We start from the raw sequence: 24,255 nt of genomic DNA, 5'->3' as shown, positions 1-24,255 counted from the left end.
TCGAAACCGTCGGTACGCTCAACTCATTGCGCGGTCTGCGCGCGGTCAGCGTTGTCATCTGGACAGAAGGCTGCTTGGCACGATAAGCGCGAATCACACCATGCAGACGTATGCGGGCAGCAACCGCGCCGTGATTTCAGGAGAGATTCGTTTTGAGCGACCGCATTCCCACCGCCGGGCTTGAAGCGCAGGGCATCGAGACCCGCGCCAACCTGCACTGGAACCTCGTCACCGCACGTCTGGTCGAAACCGCCGTGGCCAAGGGCGAGGGCAAATTGTCCGCCGATGGCCCACTGGTGGTCGAGACGGGCGCGCATACCGGCCGCTCGGCGCAGGACAAGTTCATCGTCCGCGACGCCGAAACCGAATCCGTCGTGTGGTGGGGCAAGAGCAACAAGGGCATGAGCCCTGAGCAGTTCGCCGTTCTCAAGACCGATTTCATGGCCGCGCTGAAGGACAAGGAAGACCTGTACATTCAGGATCTGTTCGGCGGATCGCAGCCTGAAAATCGCGTCCGCGTCCGCGTCGTGACCGAACTTGCCTGGCACAACCTGTTCATCCGCACGATGCTGGTGCGTCCGGCGGAATCCGAACTGCGTGGGTTCGAGGCGGAATATACCATCATCGATCTGCCGAGCTTCCGCGCCGATCCTGCGCGCCACGGTTGCCGCAGCGAGACGGTGATCGCGGTAAACTTCACCGAAAAGCTGATCCTGATCGGTGGCACGCGATATGCCGGCGAGATGAAGAAGAGCGTGTTCGGTCTGCTCAACTATCTCCTCCCGGTCGATGGCGTCATGCCGATGCACTGTTCGGCCAATATCGGCCCGAACGGCGATACGGCCGTATTCTTCGGCCTGTCCGGCACCGGCAAGACGACGCTCAGCGCCGATGCCAGCCGCACGCTGATCGGCGATGACGAGCATGGCTGGTCGGACACCGCGGTGTTCAATTTCGAGGGCGGCTGCTACGCCAAGATGATCCGCCTGTCGGCCGACGCCGAGCCGGAGATCTTCGCCACCACCAAGCGCTTCGGCACGGTGCTGGAGAACGTCGTGATGGATCCCGTGACGCGAGCGCTCGACCTGGAGGACAACAGCCTGGCCGAGAACAGCCGTGGTGCTTATCCGATCGATTTCATCCCCAATGCCTCGGAAGAGAATATGGGGCCGGTGCCGCGTAACATCGTGATGCTGACGGCGGATGCGTACGGCGTGTTGCCGCCGATCTCGAAGCTGACGCCGGATCAGGCCATGTATCACTTCCTCTCCGGCTACACCGCCCGTGTGGCGGGCACCGAAATTGGCGTGACCGAACCGGATGCCACCTTCTCGACCTGCTTCGGGGCTCCGTTCATGCCGCGCCATCCCTCGATCTACGGCAATCTGCTGAAGAGCCGGATCGCCAAGGGCGGGGTGGACTGCTGGCTGGTCAATACCGGCTGGACTGGCGGCAAATACGGCACCGGCAACCGCATGCCGATCAAGGCGACGCGGGCCTTGCTCAATGCCGCGCTCGACGGGTCGCTCAACGATGCCGAGTTCCGCACCGATCCGAACTTCGGCTTCAAGGTGCCGGTCAGCGTGCCGGGCGTGGACAGCGCGATCCTCGATCCGCGCGAAACCTGGGCGAACAAGGCCGAATACGACGCGACGGCGGCCAAGCTGGTCGATCTGTTCGTCGAGAACTTCGCCCAGTTCGCCGAGCATGTCGATGAAGGCGTGCGCCAGGCTGCTCCTAAAACCAAAGAGCCAGCCTGAACTGCCCGATCACCTACGAGAGGTTTTGGGTTGTAATGGATGGCTGACTTGACTTATTGCAACTAAGCTGCGGCGTGGCGATTGCCGGATTGGCGGCCATTTGATTGGCAGCGTCCGGTTAAATCGGCATGTAGCCATTAAGGACGTCCGGCTACGGCTTGTGTTGATATTCACTGGGCAAGTCGGAGAACCAGTTGTTTACCCAGTTAATGCGTTGCTGATTATATTGATGACTGAGTGAAGCTGACCGCTATGCTACTACTTCGCTTATGTTTCTTGCTGGTAGGAGTACGGTTGGGTGCCCTGCTGCTCAATTAATAGTGGTGCTAAAATGACCGAGACTGAACATTATCGGGCCTTTGGATATACGGGACTGCCTGGCCTGTTCCCTTCGATCGTGCTTAACGGCTTTTACGAGCAGATGCGGTGTGAGCTCGGCCTCAGTGAACGGGCGCGCCACTTCACTATGCGCGGCCCGCTTATCAGCAAAGATGCAATCGAAGTCTACTCTAACGTCTATCCCCCGATGATGACGTTTCTGTGGGGTCTGACGCCGCGCATCGCGCAGGCGACGCAATGTGACCTGTTGCCGACCTATGCTTATTTTCGACTCTATCAGAAGGGGGACATCTGCCGCGTGCATTCGGATCGCTTGGCGTGCGAGCATAGTTTATCGCTGACCATCGCCTATGGCGATGATGTGCCATGGGCATTGTCGGTCGGCTCGGACGCGGTCGAGCCGTCCGGTTTGGTGAAGGATGATTTCGAAGGCGCGCCCTATGGATCGGTCGCAATGCATCCAGGAGACGGAGTCCTGTATCAAGGTATTCATCGCCGGCACGGACGACTCTCACCGAACCCCAACAGCTGGTCGGCGCATCTTTTTCTCCACTGGGTCGATGCCAGAGGACGTTATGCCGAACAGGCGTTCGATCGTCCGGCTCTGTCGAACGCAGGTGCAAGTCGGTGAACGTTGGCTGTGACGCCTGAATCCGTTAAACAAAACGAGCGCGCCACCGGGCTCGCGATCCGTTAAAGGATATTGTCATGGGTTTGCTCGACGGATTGCTCAGCCAAGTCACGCAAAACGTGGACATCAAGAACCTCGCGGAGAAGGTCGGTATCTCGCCCGAACAGGCCGAGTCGGCGGTCGCCGCGCTCGGCCAGGCGCATCCGGAGCCTGGCGATACGGTCGAGTCCGCGGCGGCATCGACCGGTCTGTCGTCCGATGTTCTGCAACAGATCGTCAGCCATATCGGTGGCGAGGGGGCACTCGGGCAATTTTCCGCCCTGCTGTCCGCGCAGGGCGGAGATGGGATCATGGGCAAGCTTTCGGGCATGCTGGACCGGGATGGCGACGGCAATCCGCTCAACGATCTGAGCGGGCTGGCCGGCGGATTGTTCGGCAAGAAGTAGAGCAGACCGTTCAGCCGGCGGGGAGGCTCTCCACCGGTTCGACCAGCACTACGCCACCTTCGATCGCGACGACGCGCATCCGTGTTCCGGCCGCGGCATCGGGACCGTGCGCCGGCCAGACGCCATCCGCGACTTTCACCCGGCCACTGCCGCCTGCGATCGGTTGATCGACGGTGACGATCTCGCCGATCAGACGCGCGGCGCGGTCGTTGAGGAGCGGGTCGGAGGTGGCGACGGGGTAATCACGATACCAGCGCCGGCCGATCAGGACCGTAACGCCGCTCCAGATCGCGAACGAGGCGAGTTGCACCGGCACCGGCAGGTCAGGCAGCGCCAGCACCGCGACGCCGGTGATTGCGGCGGCGATCGCCAGGAAGACGAGAAAGATTCCGGGCAGGATCAGCTCGGCCACGCCCATCGCCAATGCGAAGACCAGCCAGGCCATACCCGCGCCGACGCCGTCCAGCATCACGTGTCGCCCTGTTCGAACGGCCCCTTGAAGCGTGCCGGCGGCGTGGCGGGTTTGGGCGGGGTGGGCTGTTCATTGCCGAATGCCGTCTTGGCGAGTTCGCCGATGCCGCCCAACGTGCCGATCAACTGTGTCGCCTCGACCGGGAACAGGATCGTCTTGGCATTAGGGGAGGTGGCGAACTTGCCGACCGCCTCGACATATTTCTGCGCGATGAAATAGTTGAGCGATTGCGCGCTGCCCTGTTCGATCGCGATCGAGACGAGTTCGGTCGCCTTGGCCTCGGCCTGCGCCGCGCGCTCACGGCCCTCGGCATCGCGGAAGGCGGCTTCGCGGCGGCCCTCCGCCTCGAGGATCTTCGACTGCTTCTGGCCCTCGGCGCGAAGAATTTCAGAGGCACGCGAGCCTTCGGCCTCGAGGATGTTGGCGCGCTTCTCGCGTTCGGCCTTCATCTGCCGGCCCATCGCGTTGACGATGTCGGCCGGCGGGCGGATGTCCTTCACCTCGACACGGGTGATCTTGACGCCCCACGCGGCGGTCGCATGATCGACCACGACCAGCAGCCGAGCGTTGATCTCGTCGCGTTTCGACAGGGTTTCGTCCAGATCCATCGAACCCATCACGGTGCGCAGGTTGGTCGTCGTCAGCTGCAGGATCGCGACATAGAGTTCGGACACCTCATAGGCCGCCTTCGCCGCGTCCAGCACCTGGAAGAACACCACGCCGTCCACCGCGACCATCGCATTGTCCTTGGTAATGATCTCCTGACCCGGAATGTCGATCACCTGCTCCATCATGTTCACCTTGCGGCCGACACGGTAGAAGAAGGCGGGATAGAAATTGAAGCCGGGCCGCGCCACTGTGGTGAAGCGGCCGAAATGTTCGATCGTATATTGATAGCCCTGCCGGACGATCTTGATGCTGGTGAACAGGTACAGAAGCACCAAGGCCAGAACGAGTGCGCCTGCGGTCAACCCCATGATCTCGAACCCCTTCAGCGATGTCCCGGCAATTTAGCAGATCGCGGATTTGGCGATAGCGAATAGTGCCTCCGGCGACGGTCGTTCGGAACGTCCCAGCGACCGAAGTTCACACAAGTTCATGCGGTCTGCCCCGTCTGAACCGCAGATCACCGGGTTTAGAACGAAATTTTCGAGGGCAGGAAGATGAGGGTCATAGACCGGCAATTCGATCAACCTATTCCCAACATTACAAGCGTGTCGGCCCGAAGGTATTGCGTATCTCGGGGACCGGATGGAACTCCGGCGGCCGCCGCCGCGCACCCTAGCGCATCCGGCCCCCTTTGATTACATGGCACGCCACGATTCCCTCCCCAACCACGGAACTGGCACCTCATGGACATCCGCCTCGGCCTCACCTTCGACGACGTGCTGCTGTATCCGGCGGAGTCCGATATCGTGCCGAGCATGGCGGATACGCGCACGCAACTGACGCGCGGGATCAAGCTGGACATTCCGATCCTGTCCTCGGCGATGGACACGGTGACGGAAGCCGACATGGCGATCGTGATGGCGCAATTGGGCGGCATCGGCGTGCTCCACCGCAACATGGAGATCGACGAGCAGGTCGCCGCCGTGCGCCAGGTGAAGCGCTTCGAGAGCGGCATGGTGGTCAACCCGATCACGATCGCGCCGACCGCAACGCTGGCCGAAGCGCAGGCGCTGATGACCCGGCACCGGATCAGCGGCATTCCCGTGGTGGAGCAGGACGGCAAGCTTGTCGGCATCCTGACCAACCGCGACGTGCGTTTCGCCGGCAACCCGCACCAGCCGGTTGCCGAGCTGATGACGCACGAGAACCTCGCCACGGTGTCGACCGGTGTGGGGCAGGACGAAGCGCGGCGCCTGCTGCATCAGCGCCGGATCGAGAAGTTGCTGGTGGTGGACGAAAGCTATCGCTGCGTCGGCCTCATCACCGTGAAGGACATGGAGAAGGCGGTCAATTATCCGAACGCGACCAAGGACGCGTCCGGGCGGTTGCGCGTGGCGGCGGCGACGACGGTGGGCGACAAGGGCTTCGAGCGGACCGAGGCGTTGGTCGATGCCGAACTGGACCTGATCGTGATCGACACCGCGCACGGCCATAATCGCGACGTCGCGCGGGCGGTTGAGCGGGTGAAGAAGCTGAGCAATTCGGTGCAGGTGATCGCCGGCAACGTGGCGACGGCGGAGGCGGCGCGGGCGCTGATCGACGCCGGCGCGGACGGGATCAAGGTCGGCATCGGGCCGGGTTCGATCTGCACCACGCGCGTCGTCGCCGGCGTCGGCGTGCCGCAGCTGACCGCGGTGATGGACTGCGCCGCGGAAGGCCACAAGCACGGCGTGCCGGTGATCGCCGATGGTGGCATCCGCACCTCGGGCGACATCGCCAAGGCGCTGGCCGGTGGCGCTTCCAGCGTGATGATCGGATCCTTGCTGGCCGGTACCGAGGAAGCGCCGGGCGAGACGTTCCTGTATCAGGGCCGGGCGTACAAATCGTATCGCGGCATGGGCTCGGTCGGCGCGATGGGCCGGGGCTCGGCGGATCGCTATTTCCAGGGCGACATCAAGGACCAGTTGAAGCTGGTGCCCGAGGGGATCGAAGGCCAGGTGGCGTTCAAGGGACCGGCCAAGGATGTGATCCACCAATTGGTCGGCGGCGTGAAGGCGGCGATGGGCTATACCGGTGCGGCGACCATTCCGGATCTTCAGCAGCGCGCGCGGTTCGTGCAGATCACCGGCGCGGGGCTGATGGAAAGCCATGTGCACGACGTGACGATCACGCGCGAGGCCCCGAATTATCCGACGCGGTAGGTAAAGGGTCACCCCGGACTTGTTCCGGGGTCCACTGTGCCTCACGATCACTCGCCGGTTGGTTTGCGGCCCGGTGGACCCCGGAACAAGTCCGGGGTGACGGCCTTCCTGGTTAATCCTGCCGCTCTTTTCGATATGACGACGTCAGGAACATAGCATGACACCCTCAGCCCGTATCCAGGCAGCGATCGACCTGCTCGACGCGATCGTCGCCGCCGCGCGGGATAGCGGGGCGGCGGCGGATACGATCATCGCCAAATATTTCGCCCAGCGTCGCTATGCCGGCAGCAAGGACCGGCGCGCGGTGCGCGAACTGGTCTATGCCGCGATCCGCATGCTGGGCGAACGGCCGGCGAGCGGGCGGGCGGCGATGCTCGCGCTCGCCGCGGGCGACGCGGAGTTGTCCGCTTTGTTCGACGGATCGACCCATGCGCCCGCCGCGATCGGCGAGACGGAGGTCGCGGCCAAGCCGGGCGTGGCACCCGAGTGGATCGTGGCGAAACTGCTCGCGTCGGGCATCGGCGCGGACGAACTGCCGGCGCTGATCGATCGGGCGCCGCTCGACGTGCGGATCAACCGGCTGAAGCCCGCGCCCGCACCGATCGAGGGCGCGGAGCCGATCCCTGGCCTCGCCGATGCGTGGCGGCTGCCATCGGGCACCAATGTCGAGACGCTGGAAGCGTTCAAGGACGGGGCGGTCGAGGTGCAGGATGCGGGCAGCCAGATCGTCACGCTGGCGGCGGAGGCTTCGGGCGGACAACGTATCGTCGATCTGTGCGCGGGCGCGGGCGGCAAGACGCTCGCTTTGGCCGCGGCGATGGGCGATGCCGGCGCGTTGCTGGCAGCCGATACCGATCGCGCGCGGCTGTCCCGGCTGACGCCTCGCGCGGAACGGGCGGGCGCAACGATGATCGAAACCCGCCTGCTCGATCCGGGCCAGGAGGCGGAAATTCTATCGGATTGGGCGGACAGCGCGGATTGCGTGCTGATCGACGCGCCCTGTTCGGGCACCGGCACGTGGCGGCGCAACCCCGAGGCGCGCTGGCGGCTGACCCCTGAACGGATCGCGCGGCTGGCGAAAACACAGGAGCATGTGCTGGAGGTGGGCGCGGGACTGGTGAAGCCAGATGGCACGCTCGTCTATATCGTCTGCTCGCTGCTGGACGAGGAAGGGGCCGGGCAGGTCGCCGCGTTCCTGGCGGCACATCCCGGCTGGACCAGCGACACGCCCGACCTGCCGGCCGGGCGGGCGCATGGCCCGGGCGTGCGCCTGACCCCGGCACATGACGATACCGACGGCTTTTTTGTCGCACGCCTCCGGCGCGCGTGCTAGCCGATAGCGATCGTGCGCACTCTGGAGAGCATCATGCGTTATTCGTCCGTCGCCGCCGCCGTCGCGCTCACGTTGCTGACGGTGTCGACGTCGCTGCACGGCCAGCGCCCGGAAGAGCAGATCGATCCGCGATCGATGGCGCTGCTGGCGCAGGGTCGCGCGGCGCAGGCGGCCGGCAATCTCGACGGCGCGACCGACCTCATCGAGACCGCGCTGGCGGTCGATCCGCGCAACCGCGCCGGGTTCGTGACCTTGGGCGACGTGGCACAGGCGCGCGGCCTGCCGGGCAAGGCGATCCGCCTGTACCGTGAGGCGTTGTTGCTCGAGCCGAGCGACCGGCTGGCGCTGAAAGGGCAGGGCGAGGCGCTGGTAGCCAAGGGCGCGGTGATCCAGGCCAAGGCCAATCTGGCGAAGATCCGGACGTTGTGCGCGAAGGCGGCATGCCCCGAGGGCAACGCGTTGGCCGCGGCAATCGTGAAGGGACCGCCGGTGCAGACGGCGGCCGTGGCGACGAAGGTGCCGGAGAAGGCGACGGCGAAAGAGTAGGGCTGTTCAACCCAGCCAGCCACCCTATCTTTCGCGATCCATCTGCCGAGGAGAAAGGAGCTGGACCCCGGGTCAAGCCCGGGGAGACGGGGATTGGTTGTTAGCTCGCATCACCCGCGCGACCTCGACGAATTCCGCGACACTCACTGTTTCCGCGCGTCGTGTCGCTTCGATGCCGACGGCTTCCAGCGCGGACAGTGCGCCGGGGACACCTTTCACACTTTGACGCAACATTTTGCGGCGTTGCCCGAAGGCGGCGCCGGTCAGGCGTTCCAGCGTCGCGAAGTTGACGCCCTCGGGCGCGACTTCGGGCACGATGTGCACCACGGCCGACATCACCTTGGGCGGCGGGGTGAAGGCGGAGCGGTGGACGGGCATCGCCAGCTTGGCCGAGGAGCGCCACTGCGCCAGCACCGCCAGGCGGCCGTAAGCATCGTCGTCGGTGCCGGCGACGATGCGGTCGGCGACTTCCTTCTGGAACATCAGCGTCAGGCTCTGCCACCACGGGGCCCAATCGGCCGAGAGCCAGCGAACGAACAAAGCCGTGCCGATATTGTAGGGCAGGTTGGAGACGATGTGCGGCTTGCCCTCGAACAGGGAAGCGGCGTCGATCTCAAGTGCGTCGTCCTCGATCACGCGGAGTTGGCCGGGGAAGGCTTCGCCGAGTTCGGCGAGCGCGGGGATGCAGCGGCGGTCGCGCTCGACGGCGGTGACGCGAGCACCGGCCTGCAGCAATGCGCGGGTCAGGCCGCCGGGGCCGGGGCCGACCTCGAACACTTCCGCGCCCGTCAGATCGCCGGGAATGCGCGCGATGCGGGCGAGCAACTGGCCGTCGAGCAGGAAGTTCTGGCCCAGCGCCTTGCTGGCGTTGAGGCCGTGCCGGGCGATGACCTCCCGCAACGGCGGTAGCGTATCGGTCACAGCAGCCGCGCGGCGCGGCGTTCGGTCGCTTCGCCGGCCATGCGGATCGCGGCGATCATCGCGCCGGGATGCGCGACGTTCTTGCCCGCGATGCCGAACGCCGTGCCGTGATCGGGCGAGGTGCGGACGATCGGCAGGCCCAGCGTGATGTTCACGCCCTCGTCGAAATGCAGCGTCTTGAGCGGCACCAACGCCTGATCGTGATAGCAGCAGATCGCCGCGTCATAGGTGGCGCGGGCGCGGGCGTGGAACATCGTGTCGGCGGCGAACGGGCCGGTCGCGTCGATGCCTTCCTCCCGCAACTGGGCGATGGCTGGGAAGATGAAGTCGATTTCCTCGCGCCCGATCGCGCCACCCTCGCCGGCGTGCGGATTGAAGCCGGCAAAGGCCAGGCGCGGCGTCTCGATGCCGAAATTCTTGCGCAGGCCGCGTGCGGTGGCGCGGCCCTTGGCGACGAGCAACTCGATCGAGAGCAGGCCGGAGACGGTGTCGAGCGGCACGTGGGTGGTGACGGGCACGACGCGCAACGTCGGGCCGGCGAGCATCATCACCGCATTCTCACGCGAGACGCCGCAGCGTTCGGCGACGAATTCGGTCTGGCCGGGATAGGTGAAGCCGATCTGGTAGAGCTGGGCCTTCGACACCGGCCCGGTCACGAGCGCGCTAGCGGCATCGGAGCGTGCGAGACCGGCAGCGACTTCCAGCGAGTGGAGCGCGCACCGGGCACCGTCGACATCCGGGTGACCGGGCGAGATCTGGCCGCCATCGTCGACACCGAGCACCGGAAGCCCGCGCGGGAAGGCCCCCAGCGCCTCGGCGGGGTCGAGGATCGACACGACCGGGCCATCCCACACCGCGACCACGGCGCGGGCATCGCCCACGGCGAAGAACGGCGGCAGGCTTTCCGTATCGCGCGCGGCCCAGGCCTTGGCGATGATTTCCGGCCCGATACCGGCCGGATCGCCCATCGATACTGCCAGTGGCTGGGCAAGCGGCGCGTTCATCGCGGGCGCCCGATCAGCGATATTCGACGATCGCATCGCGGCGAAGATCGCGCAGCAGCTGTTGCGCGCGCAGATTGACGCGCTGTTGCTCCATCTGTTCCTGCAAGCGGCTGGAATTGGGCAGATCGCCGCCGCGCGGCTCGTCCTTGCCGCACAGCACGAGCGCGCGAACGCCGTCCTGCGCCGACCCGAAGGGCGGCGTGGCCTGGCCGACCGCCAGCTTCAGCATGATATCCTGCAGCGCGGGCGGAAGATCGCGGATCGTGGCCGAATCGCTGTCGACCACGTCGCCGCCGAGCGAGGCGGCGACCTTGGCGACGTCGCCGCAGCCCTGCATCGCCTTGGTGGCGGCGGCGAACGCCGCGACGCGCTCGGTCGCCTGCGCCTGGGTGGTGCCGGCCGGGAAGCGCACGGTGATCTGCTTGAGCGCGAGTTTCGCGTCGCGCGGATCGGCGGTGAGCACCTGGCGCTTGTCGACCAGATAGATGACCGAGAACCCGCCGGCGACCGGGATCGGCCCGGCGATCTGGCCGACCTGCATCGCTTCGACGGCGCGGCTGAGTTCGTCGGGCAATTGCGAGCTGCGCACCCAGCCGAGATCGCCATCCACGCTCTTCGTCGTGGCTTCCGAGAAGGTGCGCGCGAAATAGCCGAACGGCGCCTCGCCCTTCTGGATCTTGTCGATCATCTGCGTGATGCTCGCCGAGATCTGCGCCGCCTGAGCCGGCTCGGCATGGATATAGATCTCGTTGACGTGATATTCCTGCGTGCCCTTGGAATCCTGCAGGCGCTTGAGGATCGACTTGACCTCTTCCTCGCTGACATTGACCGTCGGCTCGACCTTGCGGCGCAGGTAGCGCTGCCACGCCAGTTCGCCCTCGATCTGGCGCTTGAGCGAGCGTTCCGAGGAATTCACCTGACGCAGATACGCGCGCATCTGTTCGGGCGACCGGCTGAAATTCTTCGCCACGCCGTTGAAGCTCTGCGACAATTCCGCCGGAGTGATGACGACTTCGCTCGCCTTCGCTTCCTGGATCTGAAGCGTCTCGTCGATCAGCTGGTTCAGCGTCTGCGTGCGCAGGCGCGCGGTATCTTCCGGGCTGAGCTTCCAGCCGTTGATCGCGACGGCCAGCGCGAGACGCTGGTCGACATCGGTGCCGGTGATGACGGTTTCGTTGACGATCGCGGTGGGCTTGCGGACGTTCGGATCGAGCTTCCCGTAGAGCTGCAGATTGTCCGGAATGTTCAGGCCGACATCGGGCACGCCATTGTCGGCCACGGTGTTGTCGGATGCGGCACCGTCCGGCGCCGTGCCATCCGCCTGAGCGGCGGGTGCCTTGGTCGAAGGAGTCTTCGTCGCGGGGGTTTTCGGTGCCGGCGCCCTGGCCTTGGGAGCCTTCTGGGCCATGCCGCCGATCGGCGTGCAGGTTACGGACAGAGCCGCAAGCAAGGCCACCGCGCGGCCGGTTTTCACCGCCTTCGTCACAGAAATCATCACGTGTTCAATAATCCCATATCGTGCCGCCCACATCCCTAGACGACGCCCCGGCGGTACTCCCCCATCCACGATGGCAGGTGAACCGCAGCTTAGCGTCCAAGATTCTTGAATGAAAGCGACAAGAGGAAGCCGTTGCCGGCGCGGGCGTCGCCCGTGCTCTGGTAATCGTGCTTCCAGGTGAAGCCGATCTTCAGGCAATCGTCTTCATAGGAGACCCCGAGGCGGTGGCGGACCGGCGTGAACCCATCGGACACCGACAGCGGATCCTCGTCCCGGTTGGTGAGATCGACCAGCGACGAACCGTAGAGCGACCAGAAGCGCGCGAACTGCACGCGGCCGGCGATGCGGACCTCCTCGCGATCCTGCAGATCCTCGGTCGTGGTGATGTTGCGGTTGAGCTTGAGATAGCCGAGCAGCAGGTAGGTGGCGCGCGACCCGATCGTCGCGTCCAGTTCGTTGCGGCGTATCGCCAGACCGTTCTTGTCGAGCCGGTAGCGATGCGTGAGCGAGACGAAATCGCGATAGCGCACCTCCGTCCGCCCGACGAAATCGGAAAATCGGCTGTCCAGCCCGGTGCCGGGCGGGAAGATGTCCGATCGGGTGCCCAGGCGGTAGCTCTGGCCGATATTGGTGGAGATCGCCACGCCCGGCAGATCGAGCGCGTAATCGGCACCGTAGGTCACGCGCGTGCCGTCGTCGATCCGGTCGTAGCCCGGGAAACGGTTGAGCGCGAACAGGTTCGAATCCTCCAGATCCACGGCGCGCGAATCCTCGTTCGGGATTTCGAGATTCTTGATGTGCGGCGAGGCGACGATCTGCACGCGGGGGGTGATGCGCTGCGTGCCGCCGAGGAATTGCCCGATCAGCGGCCATTTCACGTCCACCGCCACCGCGCCCATCACGCGGCTCTGGACGCCCTCGTCGCCGCGATAGTTGAGCACGCTCGTCGCGAGCGTGTCGCTGGTGTGATAGACGTCGCCGCGGCCGAAGGCGGTAAAGGTGACCTCCTGGCCCCAGCGGGTGAGCTTGCGCAGATCCCAGCGCGCGCTGACGAAGCCGCGCTGCGTGTCCTGCCCGTCGGTGCGGGTCAGCGCGAGCGTATTGGCCTGGAAGGTGAATTTGCCGCCGAGCAGGCCATCGTCCATGCGGCGGCGATAATCGATCTCGGGAATGGCGATCGGCTGCTGGCCCTGGCTGTCGTTGACTCGCACGGTCTGCACGGCCCAGCCGGTGATGCCGAAATAGCTGTTGGCGTCGATCCGCTCGATCCGTGCGGTCGAGCGCAGGCGATCGTCGTAGGAGATATCGTACCGGCGCAGGAAGGTGCGGTCGCTGGCCAGGCGGATCGAGGCGCTGGCGCTCCAGTTCGGATCGAACTGGTAGCGCGCGATGCCGTCGATATAGCCACGGAACGCCATCGACGTGTCGGTCGGATCGAACGTGTTGAGGTCGTCGCTGCGCCGGCTGTAGGTGCCGTAGCCGGTGATGCTGAACGCGCCCTTGCTGTCCAGCGCGGTATATTGCGCCTTGAGCAGCGGCAGCGCGCCGGTGAAGACGCGCGGCGTGATCGTCAGGCCGCGATTGGGCGCGAGGCGAAAATAATAAGGCTGGGCATATTCGAAGCCGTTCGTCCGGCTGTAGCGGAGATCGGGCGAGAGCAGGCCGCTGTCGCTGCCGCCCCCGATCGGGTGGGAAAAGGCCGGCAGCGGTATCGTCGGCAGGCCGAAGACATTGATCTGAGCGCCCTTGTAATAGATCCGCTGGCGATCCGGGCGATAGGTGACTCGCACCGCGGTGATCTTCCACGACGGCTCCTTGGGGCAGCCCTTGGAGGTCGTGACGTTGCACGGCGTGTAGGCTGCGTCTTCCAGCTCGACCTTCTCGTCGGGAAAGCGCGTGCCCTTGCGCGCGGCCAGCCGCCCGCCGCGTTCGAGCACGACGAGCATGTTGTCGACCATGCCGTCCTTCAGCGAATCGGTCAGTTCGATCGAATCGCCATAGGCGATATCCCCGCCGGGATTGGTGACGGCGATGCTGCCGGTGGCGATGACCTTGCCGGTCTGGCGGTTCCACACGACCTTGTCGGCGCGCAACTTGTCGCCGCTGCGCGCCATGCGGACGTCGCCGGTGGCGGTGACGATCTGGGAATCGGTATCGTATTGCAGCGTGCCGGCACTGAATGCGACCTGGTCGTCGGTCGCCGTGGGCAGATCGACCGCGGAGGGCGGCGGCGTGGGTGGCGTCTGAAGGTCTTGCGCCTGCGCGGTCTGCGCGAAAAGCAGGCCAAGCAGCAGGGCGGCGGACGGGGCGCAGGTCGAGAGCAGATCGGAACGCTTCACGTCGGGAAACACACCCCCAGACGCGCCGGAATGACGCGCGAATGCCCGCCCTATCGCACCGGCAGCCCCGCGCCGCAATCGCCGGATCGTTCATGCCGTGCTTTGCCAGCGCGGTGCGGCGGGTCTAGAGCGGACGAATCGTATCAGATCTCCCAGAACCTCCCCCAAAACCTTCGAGGATTCCCATGCATATCGTTCTCTCCACCGCGCCTGCCGATGCCGGCGCCGCGCTCGCGTTGCTCATCGAGAAGGACGGGCTGGAGCGCAGCACGATCGGCGGCCTGGACGCGGCGGCCAAGCAGGTCGTGCTGGGCGCGGCCAAGGGTGGCCGCTTCGATGGCGAGGCCGGGGCGGTGATCGAGGCGTTCGTCGGTTCGGGCGAGGGCGTCCGGCGCGTGCTGTTGCTGGGCGTGGGAGCCGGGAGCGAGGCGGATTACGAGCGGGCCGGTGGCGCGCTGATCGGCAAGCTGCTGACCTCCGGCGTGGACGGCGTGACGGTCGATTTTTCCGGCGCCGGCGCGACGGCCAAGGCGGCGGCGCGCTTCGCGGGCGCGGCGGCGCAGCGCGGCTGGCGTCATGACGTCTATCGCACCAAGCTGCCCGAGAAATCGAAGCCGACGCTGACCACGATCACGCTGACCGGCGTGCCCGAGGGCACCGATGCCGCCTGGACCGACCAGAAGGCGGTGACCGAGGGCATGGAGCTGACCCGCACTTTGGTGGCCGAGCCGCCAAACGTGATCTACCCCGAGACCTTCGTCGCCAAGGTGTTGAAGGAGATCGAGGGCCTGGGGATCGAGGTTACCGTGCTGGACGAGGCCGCGATGGGCGAACTGGGCATGGGCTCGCTGCTCGGCGTCAGCCAGGGGTCGGCGAAGGATGCACGGCTGCTCGCGCTCAAGTGGAGCGGGAAGGGCGCGGGCGATCCCGATCTGGCCCTGGTCGGCAAGGGTGTGACTTTCGACACCGGCGGCATCTCGATCAAGCCCGGACCCGGCATGGAAGACATGAAGTGGGACATGGGCGGCGCGGGTGCGGTGGTCGGCGCGATGAAGGCGCTGGCGGCGCGCAAGGCAAAGGCCAATGTAATCGGCGTGTGCGGTCTGGTGGAGAACATGCCCGACGGCAATGCGATCCGCCCGGGCGACGTGCTGACCAGCATGTCCGGCCAGACAATCGAAGTGCTGAACACCGATGCCGAGGGTCGGCTGGTGCTGTGCGATTGCGTCACCTGGGTGCAGCGGACGCACAAGCCAAAGACGATCGTCGACCTGGCGACGCTGACCGGGGCGATGATCATCGCGCTCGGCAACGAACATGGCGGCGTGTTCGCCAACGACGATGCGCTCGCGGAGCAACTCTTGAAGGCTGGCCTCGCCAGCGGCGACAAATTGTGGCGCTTCCCGCTCTCGCCGACCTACGACAAGCTGATCGACAGCCCGATCGCGGACATGAAGAATGTCGGGCCGCGGGGCGCGGGATCGATCACCGCCGCGCAGTTCATCCAGCGCTTCGTGGATGCGGGCGTGAAATGGGCGCATCTCGACATCGCTGGCATGGTGTGGTCGGACAAGCCGGGCCCGAACTACGACAAGGGCGCGACGGGGTACGGCGTGCGGTTGCTCGACCGGTTCGTGGCGGACAATTTCGAGGGCTGATGCAGGTCGATTTCTACCACCTCACCGCCACGCCGCTCGACCGGGCCTTGCCGCAGATCGCGGAGAAGGTGCTGGCGAGCGGTGGGCGGTTGCTGATCGTGTCTGACAGCGCACAGCAGCGTGGCAGCCTCGACCGGTTGCTGTGGGCCTATAGCGCCGAAAGCTTCCTCCCCCATGCCGAGTCAGGCGGGGAGGGGGATGCCGCGCAGCCGGTGTTGCTGAGCGCGCATCCGGACCCGGCCAATGCCGCGCGCAACATCGCCTTGGTCGATGGCGTGTGGCGCGACGAGGCGCTGCGCTTCGACCGGGCGTTCCATTTCTTCGACGCGGACCGCATCGACGAGGCGCGGGTCGCGTGGAAGGCGCTGGCCGAGCGCGACGGGGTCACGCGCAACTACTGGAAGCAGAACGAAGGTGGGCGGTGGGAGAAGGCGGCCTGAACGTGCCGGGCGCGCTTGCATCGCCGCCCGCGCCCGACTAGGGAACCGCCACTTTCCGCTATCACAGATTTAAGGAGCTTCACGGTCATGGCCGCGAACCGCACGTTTTCGATCATCAAGCCCGACGCCACGCGTCGCAACATCACCGGCGCCGTCACCAAGATGCTGGAGGAAGCCGGCCTGCGCGTCGTCGCCTCGAAGCGCATCCAGATGACCCGCGAGCAGGCCGAGGGCTTCTACGCGGTGCACAAGGAGCGTCCCTTCTTCGGTGAACTGGTCGATTTCATGATCTCCGGCCCCGTCGTCGTTCAGGTGCTGGAAGGCGAGAACGCCATGCAGCGCAACCGCGACATCATGGGCGCGACCAACCCGGCCAATGCCGATGCCGGCACGATCCGTAAGGAACTGGCCGAATCGATCGAGGCGAACACGGTGCACGGTTCGGATTCGGACGAGAATGCCGAGATCGAGATCGCCTACTTCTTCAAGCCCGACGAGATCGTCGGCTGAGGATTGGGCTGAGATGAAATGGCGCGTGCGACGGGCGGGGGCGGATGACGCGGCCCTCCTGTCGCTCGTCGCCAATGCCGCCTTTCTCGATACCTATGCGCAGTCGCTGGACGGCGGCGACCTGCTGGCGCACTGCGTGAAGAACAACAGCGCCGACGTATTCGCGCGCTGGCTCGGCGACCCGGCATGCGTCGTCACGGTCGCCGAGGTCGAGCCGGGCTTCGCGCCGCTCGGCTATGCGGTGATCACCCCGCCCGATTTTCCGATCGATCTGCAGCCCGGCGATGTCGAGCTGCGCCGGATCTACACCCTGCGGCAAGCCCATGGCAGCGGCATCGGTGCCGCGTTGATGGCCCGCGCCCGGGACGATGCACGCGCTGCGGGCGGCGAACGCCTGCTGCTCGGCGTCTGGGAGCATAATGCGCGGGCGCGGGCGTTCTACGAACGACAAGGGTTTGCGGTGATCGGCTCGCGCGAGTTCGTGGTCGGCAGCGAAGTGCATGTCGACCCGGTCTACGCGCTGGACCTCTGATCTACCGTCATCCCGGACTTGATCCGGGATCCAACTCTGGTTGAGCGCAACGATGATCGTAGGGCGCGGCGCGTGTTGCACGTTGGATCCCGGATCAAGTCCGGGATGACGACCCTCTACTTAGCGACTTTCGGTTTCTCCGCGGCCCAGATCGCATCGAGCCGTGCCGCCGAGCCCGTCCGCTCACGCAGTTTCAGCCCCTCGACGCGCAACGCACGCCCGGCCAGGAAGCGGCCCTCGGTCTTCCAAGTCACGTCGTAGATCGCGCTGTCCTTGCGCTCGACATCGCCGTCCCAATACTGCGCGGCGATCAGGACGGGCAGGCGACCTTCGCGCTTGTCCGGGCCGCCATCGGTGAGGTCCAGCAACGGGCGCGAGAACCAGCTCGCCTCGATCTTGGGATCGACATCCGTCTGCGCCGCGACGCCGAGCGCCTTGGGGAAGGCGATATCGATCGATTGCACGTCATGCGTGGCATCGGCCAGGGTCAGCCGGTCGCCGCTACCGCTGGCCTTCAACATCACCAAGGTGCGGACCTTGGCTTCGCTCGCGCGTTCGGCCTGCTTGGCAGTGTCGTCGGCGCGGCGATCGGACCAGGTCATCCACAGGCCCAGAGCGGCGATGACGAGCCCGGCGACGCCAACCAGCTCGGCCAGGCTGACCCAGCGGCGGCGCGTCGCGGCGGCTTCCGCGCGATCGACCACTTGCTGTGCGACGGCCTCGACCGAAGGCGGGGGCGGGGCGATCGCGTCGGTCGGGCCCTGGGGAACTTCGGGAACCGGCGGAGGCGGCGTTTCCGCGCTCATCGCCCACCCGCCTCGAGCAGGCGGCGCGGGGCGGCGAGTTCCCAGCTGATCGCGATCCGGTCCGCCACCCGGTCCCAATCGACCTCGCCGTCCAGCCGCATCGCGACCCAGCCCGAGGGCCCGAGATAGGGCGGGGCGTAGCAGAAATCGCGATCGCTCTCGATCAGCATCTGCTGTTCGTCGAGCCCGGTCGTCTTGACGATCGCGATCGTCTCGTTGTCTCCGTGATGGTCGTGCCAGAAATAGGCGAAGGCCTTGCCCTGTTCGATGAAGAAGCCGGGCGAACCGTGCGAAGGCTTCTCGTAGGTCGATGGGAGCGACAGCGCGGCATCGCGCACTTTCGCCAAGACGGATTCAGGATCGGGACTCATAACGTGGCGAAGTCTGCCAGAACCGTCGGGTAAAGGCGATGCTCCGCGGCGAGCACCCGTTCAGACAACGTATCGGGCGTGTCGCCGGGCAGGATCGGTACCGCGGCCTGGCCGAGAATCTCGCCGCCATCGAGTTCCTCGGTGACGATATGCACCGAGCAGCCGGCGGTCGCATCGCCGGCTTCGATCGCGCGGGCGTGGGTGTCGAGGCCCTTGTATTTCGGCAGTAGCGAGGGGTGGATGTTGACGATCCTGCCCCGCCAGCGCGCGACGAAATCGTCCGAAAGCAGCCGCATATAGCCGGCGAGCGCGATGATCTCGACGTTCGCGCCGCGCAGCGCGGCGTCGATCTTGGCTTCGTATTCGGCTTTGGGCATGCCCCTGGGAGATTGGGCGTAGGTCGGGATGTCGTGCGCGGCGGCCCAGGCGAGGCCGGGGGCTTCGGGGTTGTCGGACGCGACGAGCGCGATGTCGTAGGTCGCTCCCGATGCGCGGGAGGCCTGGACGAGGGACATCATGTTCGAGCCCCGGCCCGAGATCAGGATGCCGACCCTCGTCATGCCGTCACGCATCGTGCGTGGCGCTCCACGATGCGCGGGCGCCCCAGGTTTCCAGGCTGCCGGTGACGGTGCAGCCGGTGTCGCCAGCCTCGATCGCGCCGATCTCGAACACCGTTTCGCCGGCCGCTTCCAGCGCGGTCTTCACATCCGCCGCCACTTCCGCCGCGACCACGACCGCCATGCCGATGCCGCAGTTGAAAGTCCGCGCCATCTCCTCCGGCTCGATCGCGCCTTGTGCCTGAAGGAAGGACATCAGGCGCGGCTGGGACCAGGCGTCGGCATCGATCCGCGCATGCACGCCCTCGGGAAGCACGCGAGGAATGTTTTCGAGCAGGCCGCCGCCGGTGATGTGCGCGAGGCCCTTGATTCTGCCCCGCTTCAGCAGCGGCAACAGGCTCTTCACGTAGATGCGTGTCGGAGCCATCAGCGCGTCGATCAGCAACGTCTCCTGATCGAACAAGGCCGGACGATCGAGCTTCCAGCCCTTGTCGGCGGCCAGCCGGCGGACCAGCGAAAAACCATTGGAATGCACGCCCGACGACGCGAGGCCCAACACCACGTCTCCGGCAGCGATCTCGCGGCCGGTAAGAACCTCGGTCCGCTCCACCGCACCCACGCAGAAGCCCGCCAGATCGTAGTCGCCAGGCGCATACATGCCCGGCATCTCCGCCGTCTCCCCGCCGATCAGCGCGCAGCCGGCCTGCAGGCAGCCCTCCGCGATCGAAGCGATCACGCGTTCGGCGACGGCCGGCTCGAGCTTCGCCGTGGCGTAGTAATCGAGGAAGAACAGCGGCTCGGCGCCCTGCACGATCAGATCGTTGGCGCACATCGCGACGAGATCGATCCCGACGCCGTCATGGGCGTCATGCTCGATCGCCAGCTTCAGCTTGGTGCCGACGCCATCGTTCGCCGCCACCAGCAGCGGATCGACGAATCCCGCCGCCTTCAGGTCGAAGAAGCCGCCGAACCCGCCGAGATCGGCATCCGCACCCTTGCGCCGCGTCGATTTCGCAAGGGGGCCGATCGCGCGGACCAGCGCGTTGCCCGCCGCGATCGACACGCCTGCTTCGGCATAGGTGTAGGGACTGTTGCGTCGAGGATCTTCTGCCATCCACGCCGCCTAGCCATATCCTGCTTGGATTTCCACGCCTGCTTCGCCAAAAGGGCCGCAATGTCGGTTGTTCATTCCTCGCGCGGTTTGCGTTTCGCCCTGACGCTCGCGCTCATCGCGACCGGCGGGGCCGTGTTGGCGCAAGGCGACACTCCGGCGGCGGACAGTGCACCGCTGGCCGCGGCGGACGGATCGGGCAGTTACGAGGTCGGCGGGATCGACGTCGACGTGACGGGCAAGACGGCCGAGGCGGCGCGCTATGCCGGCTGGCGACTGGCGCAACGCAAGGGCTGGATGATGCTGTCGCAGCGGCTGGGCGGCAGCGGCGGCGGGCTTTCGGACGGCGCGCTGGACGCCATGGTCTCGGGCATCGTGGTCGAGAACGAGCAGATCGGGCCGAACCGCTATGTCGCGCGGCTGGGCGTGTTGTTCAGCCGGGCACGGGCCGGATCGATCCTGGGCGTCGCCGGATTGGGCCAGCGCTCCTCGCCGATGCTGGTCGTGCCGCTGCAATATTCGGGCGGCGTGGGCCAGGTATTCGAAAAGCATAGCGACTGGCTGGATGCGTGGACGCGGTTCCGGTCCGGATCGAGCAGCGTGGACTACGTACGGCCTGCCGGCACCGGACCCGATTCGCTGCTGATCAACCTCGGCCAGATCGGGCGGCCGGGGCGGATGTGGTGGCGGTCGATCCTCGACCAATATGGCGCGATCGACATTCTCGTGCCGTCGGTGCGGTTGTATCGGCAATGGCCTGGCGGCCCGGTGATCGGCGTGTTCGAGGCGCGGCACGGGCCGGACAATGCGATCATCGCGCGGTTCACGCTCCGCGTCAGCACCGGCGACGGCCTGCCGGCGCTGCTGGATGCCGGCGTGAAGCGGATGGACGAGGCGTATCAGGGCGCGCTGCGCGACGGGCGGCTCTCGACCGATGCCGGCCTGTCCTATTCGCCGCCGACCGAAGAGGTGCCGCCGGCCGACGATGCCGCGCTGGCCGAAGCCGCCGCAGCGGCGGCCGTCGCGGCCGACCCGACATTGGCGACGACGGCCAGCACCGTCGTCAGCGTGCAGTTCGATACGCCGAGCGCCAACGCGGTTTCCAGCGCGGAGGCGGCGGTGCGCGCCATTCCCGGCGTGCGGACGGCGCTGACCAGCAGCCTGGCACTTGGCGGCGTTTCGGTGATGCGTGTCGGTTTCGATGGCGACCCGGCGGCGCTGGTCACCGCACTTACCGCGCGCGGTTGGCAGGTGCAGGGTAGCGGCACGACGCTGCGCATCCGCCGTCCCTTGCTGCCGCCCCCCAGCGTCGGGGCGGCGGACAACAGTACGGGTTGAGGATGACGGGGAGCCAGATCGCCCTGCCGTTCGAATGGCCCGCCGATCCGCGCGACGACGAATTCCTGGTCAGCGACTCCAACGCTCGGGCGGTGCAACTGCTCGAACATTGGGCGTCATGGCCGGTGATGAGCGTGGTGCTGGTCGGCCCGCGCAAGTCCGGACGCAGCCTGCTCGCGCGGATCTTCGCGGCGAAGAGCGGCGGTACGATCATCGACGACGCCGAGCGCCAGCCCGAGGCGACCATGTTCCACGCCTGGAACCGGGCGCAGGAGGAGCGGCATCCGCTGGTGATCGTGGCCGACGTCGCACCGCCGGAATGGGTGGTGAAGCTGCCCGATCTCCGGTCCCGCCTTGCCGCGAGCCCAGTCGCGCGAATTAACGCGCCGGACGACGTGCTGATGCAGGCCCTGTTCGAACGGCAATTTCTGCGCCGAGGGCTGGATGCCCGCCCGGACCTGATCCAATGGTTGCTCACCCGCGTGGAAAGGAGTCACATTTCGCTGCTACGCGCGGTCGACGTGCTCGATCAGGCGGTGCTGGAGCGGCGGAAGCGCTTGTCGATTCCGCTGGCCCGGGCCACACTGACCGAAGCCAGTTTGATGATCGATCCCGCGCCGACCCTGCCATTTCCGACTTCATCCGAGGTTCCATGACCCGCCCAGCCCATATCGCGCGCCTCGACGAGGATGACGACGACCAGTTCGTCGGGACGGAAGGCAGCGAGCGCTACTTCAACCGCGAGCTTTCCTGGCTAGCGTTCAACCGCCGCGTGCTGGAGGAAGCGCGCAACGCCGCGCACCCCCTGCTCGAGCGGGTGCGGTTCCTGTCGATCTCCGGCTCCAACCTCGACGAATTCTTCATGGTGCGCGTGGCGGGCCTGAAGGGGCAACTGGTGCAGGATGTCGATCGCCGGTCGGCCGATGGCCTCACCTCGGGCCAGCAATTGGCGGCGATCGTGGCCGAGGCCGACGAACTGATCGAGAGCCAGCGCTCGGTGTGGCGCGAATTGCGGCTGCAACTGAGCGAAACCGGCATCGACGTGCTGGGATCGCGCACGATCGACGAGATGCTGACGCCCGAGGAGGTCGCCTGGCTGGAGAAGCAGTTCAAGGAACAGATCTTCCCGATCCTCACCCCGCAGGCGCTCGACCCGGCGCATCCCTTCCCGTTCATGCCCAACAAAGGGCTGGCGGTGATGTTCGATCTGGTGCGGCTGTCGGATCAGGAGCCGATCCGCGAACTGGTGATGCTGCCGAGCCAGATGCCGCGCTTCGTGCGCGTGCCTGGCGAACGGGCGCGGTACGTGGCGGTCGAATCGCTGGTAAAGCGCTTCGCGGCTTTGATCTTCCCTGGCTACACCGTGGCGGGCGGGGCGGAATTCCGCGTGCTGCGCGACAGCGATCTGGAGATCGACGACGAAGCGGAGGATCTGGTCCGCTACTTCGCCAATGCGATCAAGCGGCGGCGGCGCGGGCGCGTGATCCGGCTGGAACTGGAAAGCGGCATGCCGCACGATCTGGGCGATGCGTTGCGAGCGGAACTGGGCGAACACGCCTTCGTCACCGAAAGCGGAGCGTTCCTCGGCGTCGGCGATCTCGATTCGATCGTCGACGAGGATCGGCCCGATCTCAAATTCCCGCCCTATTCGCCGCGCTTCCCGGAACGGATCCGCGAATTCGGAGGCGATTGCTTTGCAGCGATCAGCGCCAAGGACATCGTCGTCCACCACCCGTACGAGACGTTCGAGGTGGTGCTGGCCTTCCTGAAGCAGGCGGCGAACGATCCGGACGTCGTGGCGATCAAGCAGACGTTGTACCGCGCCGGCAAGCAGCCCGCCGTGATCAACGCGCTGATCGCGGCGGCGGAGGCGGGGAAGTCCGTTACCGCCGTGGTCGAGCTCAAGGCGCGGTTCGACGAGGAGCAGAACATCGTCTGGGCCTCGGCGCTGGAGCGCGCGGGCGTGCAGGTGGTGTACGGCTTCATGGAATGGAAGACGCACGCCAAGATCTCGATGGTCGTGCGGCGCGAGGGGACGGCCTACCGCACCTACTGCCATTTCGGGACGGGCAACTATCACCCGATCACCGCCAAGATCTACACCGATCTCAGCTTCTTCACCGCCGATCCTCGCATCGGCAACGACGCCGCGCAGATGTTCAACTACATCACCGGCTATGTCGAACCCGAGGGGATGGCGCTGGTCAGCCTGTCGCCGCGCGACCTGCGCCCCCGCCTCGTGACGCTGATCGATACCGAAATCGCCAATGCGCGCGCCGGCAAGCCCGCCGCGATCTGGGCGAAGATGAATTCGCTGGTCGACCCAGCGGTGATCGAGAAATTGTACGAGGCGAGCGGTGCCGGGGTGGAGATCGACCTGATCATCCGCGGCATCTGCTGCCTGCGTCCGCAGGTGCCGGGTCTGTCCGATCATATCCGCGTGAAATCGGTGATCGGGCGTTTCCTGGAACACAGCCGGATCTGGGCGTTCGGCAACGGCAAATCGCTGCCCAACGACGACGCGCAATTGTTCATCTCGTCGGCCGACTGGATGCCGCGCAATTTCGACCGGCGGGTGGAATATATGCTGCCGATCCTGAACCCGACGGTGCACGACCAGATCCTGGATCAGGTGATGGTCGCCAATCTGATCGACAACGAGCAGAGCTGGGACCTGAAGGCGGACGGCAGTTACGTACGCGAGATTCCGGGCGACCGGCCGTTCAACCTGCACCGGTATTTCATGACCAATCCGTCGCTGTCCGGGCGTGGCGCGGCGCTCAAGGGCAAGTCGGTTCCGAAACTGTCGCTGCGACGCGGGCACTGAGCGGCG

General features: G+C 66.1%; 23 protein-coding genes. 13 read left to right on the top strand and 10 right to left on the bottom strand.

Annotated elements, in window-relative coordinates; all coding sequences use genetic code 11:
- Positions 1–152: 152 nt before the first annotated feature.
- The 3 genes from ASG11_RS12035 to ASG11_RS12025 all read left to right on the top strand — a co-directional run bounded on the left by ASG11_RS12035 (position 153) and on the right by ASG11_RS12025 (position 3,176).
- Positions 153–1,760, top strand: coding sequence for a phosphoenolpyruvate carboxykinase (locus ASG11_RS12035; RefSeq protein WP_055779463.1), 1,608 nt, complete (start codon positions 153–155; stop codon positions 1,758–1,760).
- A 331-nt stretch (positions 1,761–2,091) separates the two neighbouring features.
- Positions 2,092–2,730 (top strand): hypothetical protein, encoded by a 639-nt coding sequence (locus tag ASG11_RS12030; protein WP_055779460.1) that lies wholly within the window; start codon positions 2,092–2,094, stop codon positions 2,728–2,730.
- A gap of 77 nt (positions 2,731–2,807) precedes the next feature.
- The gene (locus ASG11_RS12025) at positions 2,808–3,176 is read left to right on the top strand and encodes a hypothetical protein (protein ID WP_055779457.1); all 369 of its coding nucleotides are present in this window, start codon (positions 2,808–2,810) and stop codon (positions 3,174–3,176) included.
- 10 nt (positions 3,177–3,186) lie between these two features.
- Here ASG11_RS12025 and ASG11_RS12020 read toward each other — a convergent pair whose 3' ends face one another.
- A complete protein-coding gene (locus tag ASG11_RS12020) occupies positions 3,187–3,645 on the bottom strand; it encodes an NfeD family protein (RefSeq protein WP_201781312.1) in 459 nt (152 codons plus the stop codon).
- Positions 3,645–4,625, bottom strand: coding sequence for an SPFH domain-containing protein (locus ASG11_RS12015; RefSeq protein ID WP_055779451.1), 981 nt, complete (start codon positions 4,623–4,625; stop codon positions 3,645–3,647). The genes ASG11_RS12020 and ASG11_RS12015 overlap by 1 nt, the downstream gene beginning before the upstream one ends.
- Before the next feature lie 375 nt (positions 4,626–5,000).
- On the opposite strand from ASG11_RS12015, the gene guaB reads away from it, so the two are divergent.
- The 3 genes from guaB to ASG11_RS12000 all read left to right on the top strand — a co-directional run bounded on the left by guaB (position 5,001) and on the right by ASG11_RS12000 (position 8,337).
- Complete coding sequence (gene guaB, locus ASG11_RS12010; RefSeq protein ID WP_055779449.1) at positions 5,001–6,458, top strand: IMP dehydrogenase; 1,458 nt, start codon at positions 5,001–5,003, stop codon at positions 6,456–6,458.
- A gap of 157 nt (positions 6,459–6,615) precedes the next feature.
- Positions 6,616–7,791: an RsmB/NOP family class I SAM-dependent RNA methyltransferase gene (locus ASG11_RS12005; RefSeq protein ID WP_055779446.1), complete on the top strand. Its 1,176-nt coding sequence runs from the start codon at positions 6,616–6,618 to the stop codon at positions 7,789–7,791.
- Positions 7,792–7,824: 33 nt separating this feature from the next.
- Entirely contained in the window at positions 7,825–8,337 is a 513-nt protein-coding gene (locus ASG11_RS12000) for a tetratricopeptide repeat protein (RefSeq protein ID WP_055779444.1), read from the top strand.
- 72 nt (positions 8,338–8,409) lie between these two features.
- On the opposite strand, the gene rsmA is transcribed toward ASG11_RS12000, so the two are convergent.
- The 4 genes from rsmA to ASG11_RS11980 form a co-directional block, all read right to left on the bottom strand.
- Entirely contained in the window at positions 8,410–9,258 is an 849-nt protein-coding gene (rsmA, locus tag ASG11_RS11995) for a 16S rRNA (adenine(1518)-N(6)/adenine(1519)-N(6))-dimethyltransferase RsmA (RefSeq protein ID WP_055779441.1), read from the bottom strand.
- Positions 9,255–10,262: a 4-hydroxythreonine-4-phosphate dehydrogenase PdxA gene (gene pdxA, locus ASG11_RS11990; protein WP_236697466.1), complete on the bottom strand. Its 1,008-nt coding sequence runs from the start codon at positions 10,260–10,262 to the stop codon at positions 9,255–9,257. The genes rsmA and pdxA overlap by 4 nt, the downstream gene beginning before the upstream one ends.
- A gap of 13 nt (positions 10,263–10,275) precedes the next feature.
- The gene (locus tag ASG11_RS11985) at positions 10,276–11,757 is read right to left on the bottom strand and encodes a peptidylprolyl isomerase (protein WP_055779438.1); all 1,482 of its coding nucleotides are present in this window, start codon (positions 11,755–11,757) and stop codon (positions 10,276–10,278) included.
- A gap of 92 nt (positions 11,758–11,849) precedes the next feature.
- Positions 11,850–14,099, bottom strand: coding sequence for an LPS-assembly protein LptD (locus ASG11_RS11980; protein ID WP_055780799.1), 2,250 nt, complete (start codon positions 14,097–14,099; stop codon positions 11,850–11,852).
- 185 nt (positions 14,100–14,284) lie between these two features.
- On the opposite strand from ASG11_RS11980, the gene ASG11_RS11975 reads away from it, so the two are divergent.
- From ASG11_RS11975 to ASG11_RS11960, 4 genes are all read left to right on the top strand, one after another.
- The gene (locus ASG11_RS11975; RefSeq protein WP_055779435.1) at positions 14,285–15,757 is read left to right on the top strand and encodes a leucyl aminopeptidase; all 1,473 of its coding nucleotides are present in this window, start codon (positions 14,285–14,287) and stop codon (positions 15,755–15,757) included.
- Complete coding sequence (locus tag ASG11_RS11970) at positions 15,757–16,197, top strand: DNA polymerase III subunit chi (protein ID WP_055779432.1); 441 nt, start codon at positions 15,757–15,759, stop codon at positions 16,195–16,197. The genes ASG11_RS11975 and ASG11_RS11970 overlap by 1 nt, the downstream gene beginning before the upstream one ends.
- A gap of 87 nt (positions 16,198–16,284) precedes the next feature.
- The gene (gene ndk, locus ASG11_RS11965; protein ID WP_055779429.1) at positions 16,285–16,707 is read left to right on the top strand and encodes a nucleoside-diphosphate kinase; all 423 of its coding nucleotides are present in this window, start codon (positions 16,285–16,287) and stop codon (positions 16,705–16,707) included.
- A gap of 13 nt (positions 16,708–16,720) precedes the next feature.
- A complete protein-coding gene (locus ASG11_RS11960) occupies positions 16,721–17,239 on the top strand; it encodes a GNAT family N-acetyltransferase (RefSeq protein ID WP_055779426.1) in 519 nt (172 codons plus the stop codon).
- 116 nt (positions 17,240–17,355) lie between these two features.
- Here ASG11_RS11960 and ASG11_RS11955 read toward each other — a convergent pair whose 3' ends face one another.
- Genes ASG11_RS11955 through purM form a run of 4 tightly spaced genes read right to left on the bottom strand, consistent with a single transcriptional unit; the run spans position 17,356 to position 20,087 of the window.
- Entirely contained in the window at positions 17,356–18,045 is a 690-nt protein-coding gene (locus ASG11_RS11955) for a hypothetical protein (RefSeq protein WP_055779424.1), read from the bottom strand.
- Positions 18,042–18,383, bottom strand: coding sequence for an MmcQ/YjbR family DNA-binding protein (locus ASG11_RS11950; RefSeq protein ID WP_330218903.1), 342 nt, complete (start codon positions 18,381–18,383; stop codon positions 18,042–18,044). The genes ASG11_RS11955 and ASG11_RS11950 overlap by 4 nt, the downstream gene beginning before the upstream one ends.
- 29 nt (positions 18,384–18,412) lie before the next feature.
- A complete protein-coding gene (gene purN / locus ASG11_RS11945) occupies positions 18,413–18,976 on the bottom strand; it encodes a phosphoribosylglycinamide formyltransferase (protein WP_055780798.1) in 564 nt (187 codons plus the stop codon).
- Between the two features lie 4 nt (positions 18,977–18,980).
- Entirely contained in the window at positions 18,981–20,087 is a 1,107-nt protein-coding gene (purM, locus tag ASG11_RS11940) for a phosphoribosylformylglycinamidine cyclo-ligase (RefSeq protein ID WP_055779416.1), read from the bottom strand.
- A gap of 60 nt (positions 20,088–20,147) precedes the next feature.
- Between purM and ASG11_RS11935 the strand changes: the two genes are divergently transcribed.
- Genes ASG11_RS11935 through ASG11_RS11925 form a run of 3 tightly spaced genes read left to right on the top strand, consistent with a single transcriptional unit; the run spans position 20,148 to position 24,249 of the window.
- Positions 20,148–21,422: a hypothetical protein gene (locus ASG11_RS11935; RefSeq protein WP_055779412.1), complete on the top strand. Its 1,275-nt coding sequence runs from the start codon at positions 20,148–20,150 to the stop codon at positions 21,420–21,422.
- 2 nt (positions 21,423–21,424) lie between these two features.
- The gene (locus ASG11_RS11930) at positions 21,425–22,078 is read left to right on the top strand and encodes an HdaA/DnaA family protein (protein WP_055779411.1); all 654 of its coding nucleotides are present in this window, start codon (positions 21,425–21,427) and stop codon (positions 22,076–22,078) included.
- Positions 22,075–24,249, top strand: a complete 2,175-nt coding sequence (locus ASG11_RS11925; protein WP_055779407.1) for an RNA degradosome polyphosphate kinase — start codon at positions 22,075–22,077, stop codon at positions 24,247–24,249. The genes ASG11_RS11930 and ASG11_RS11925 overlap by 4 nt, the downstream gene beginning before the upstream one ends.
- The last annotated feature ends 6 nt before the right edge of the window (positions 24,250–24,255 follow it).

It is taken from the genome of Sphingomonas sp. Leaf357 (assembly GCF_001423845.1).
Taxonomy (GTDB): domain Bacteria; phylum Pseudomonadota; class Alphaproteobacteria; order Sphingomonadales; family Sphingomonadaceae; genus Sphingomonas.
This window is presented reverse-complemented; position numbering and strand designations above follow the sequence as displayed.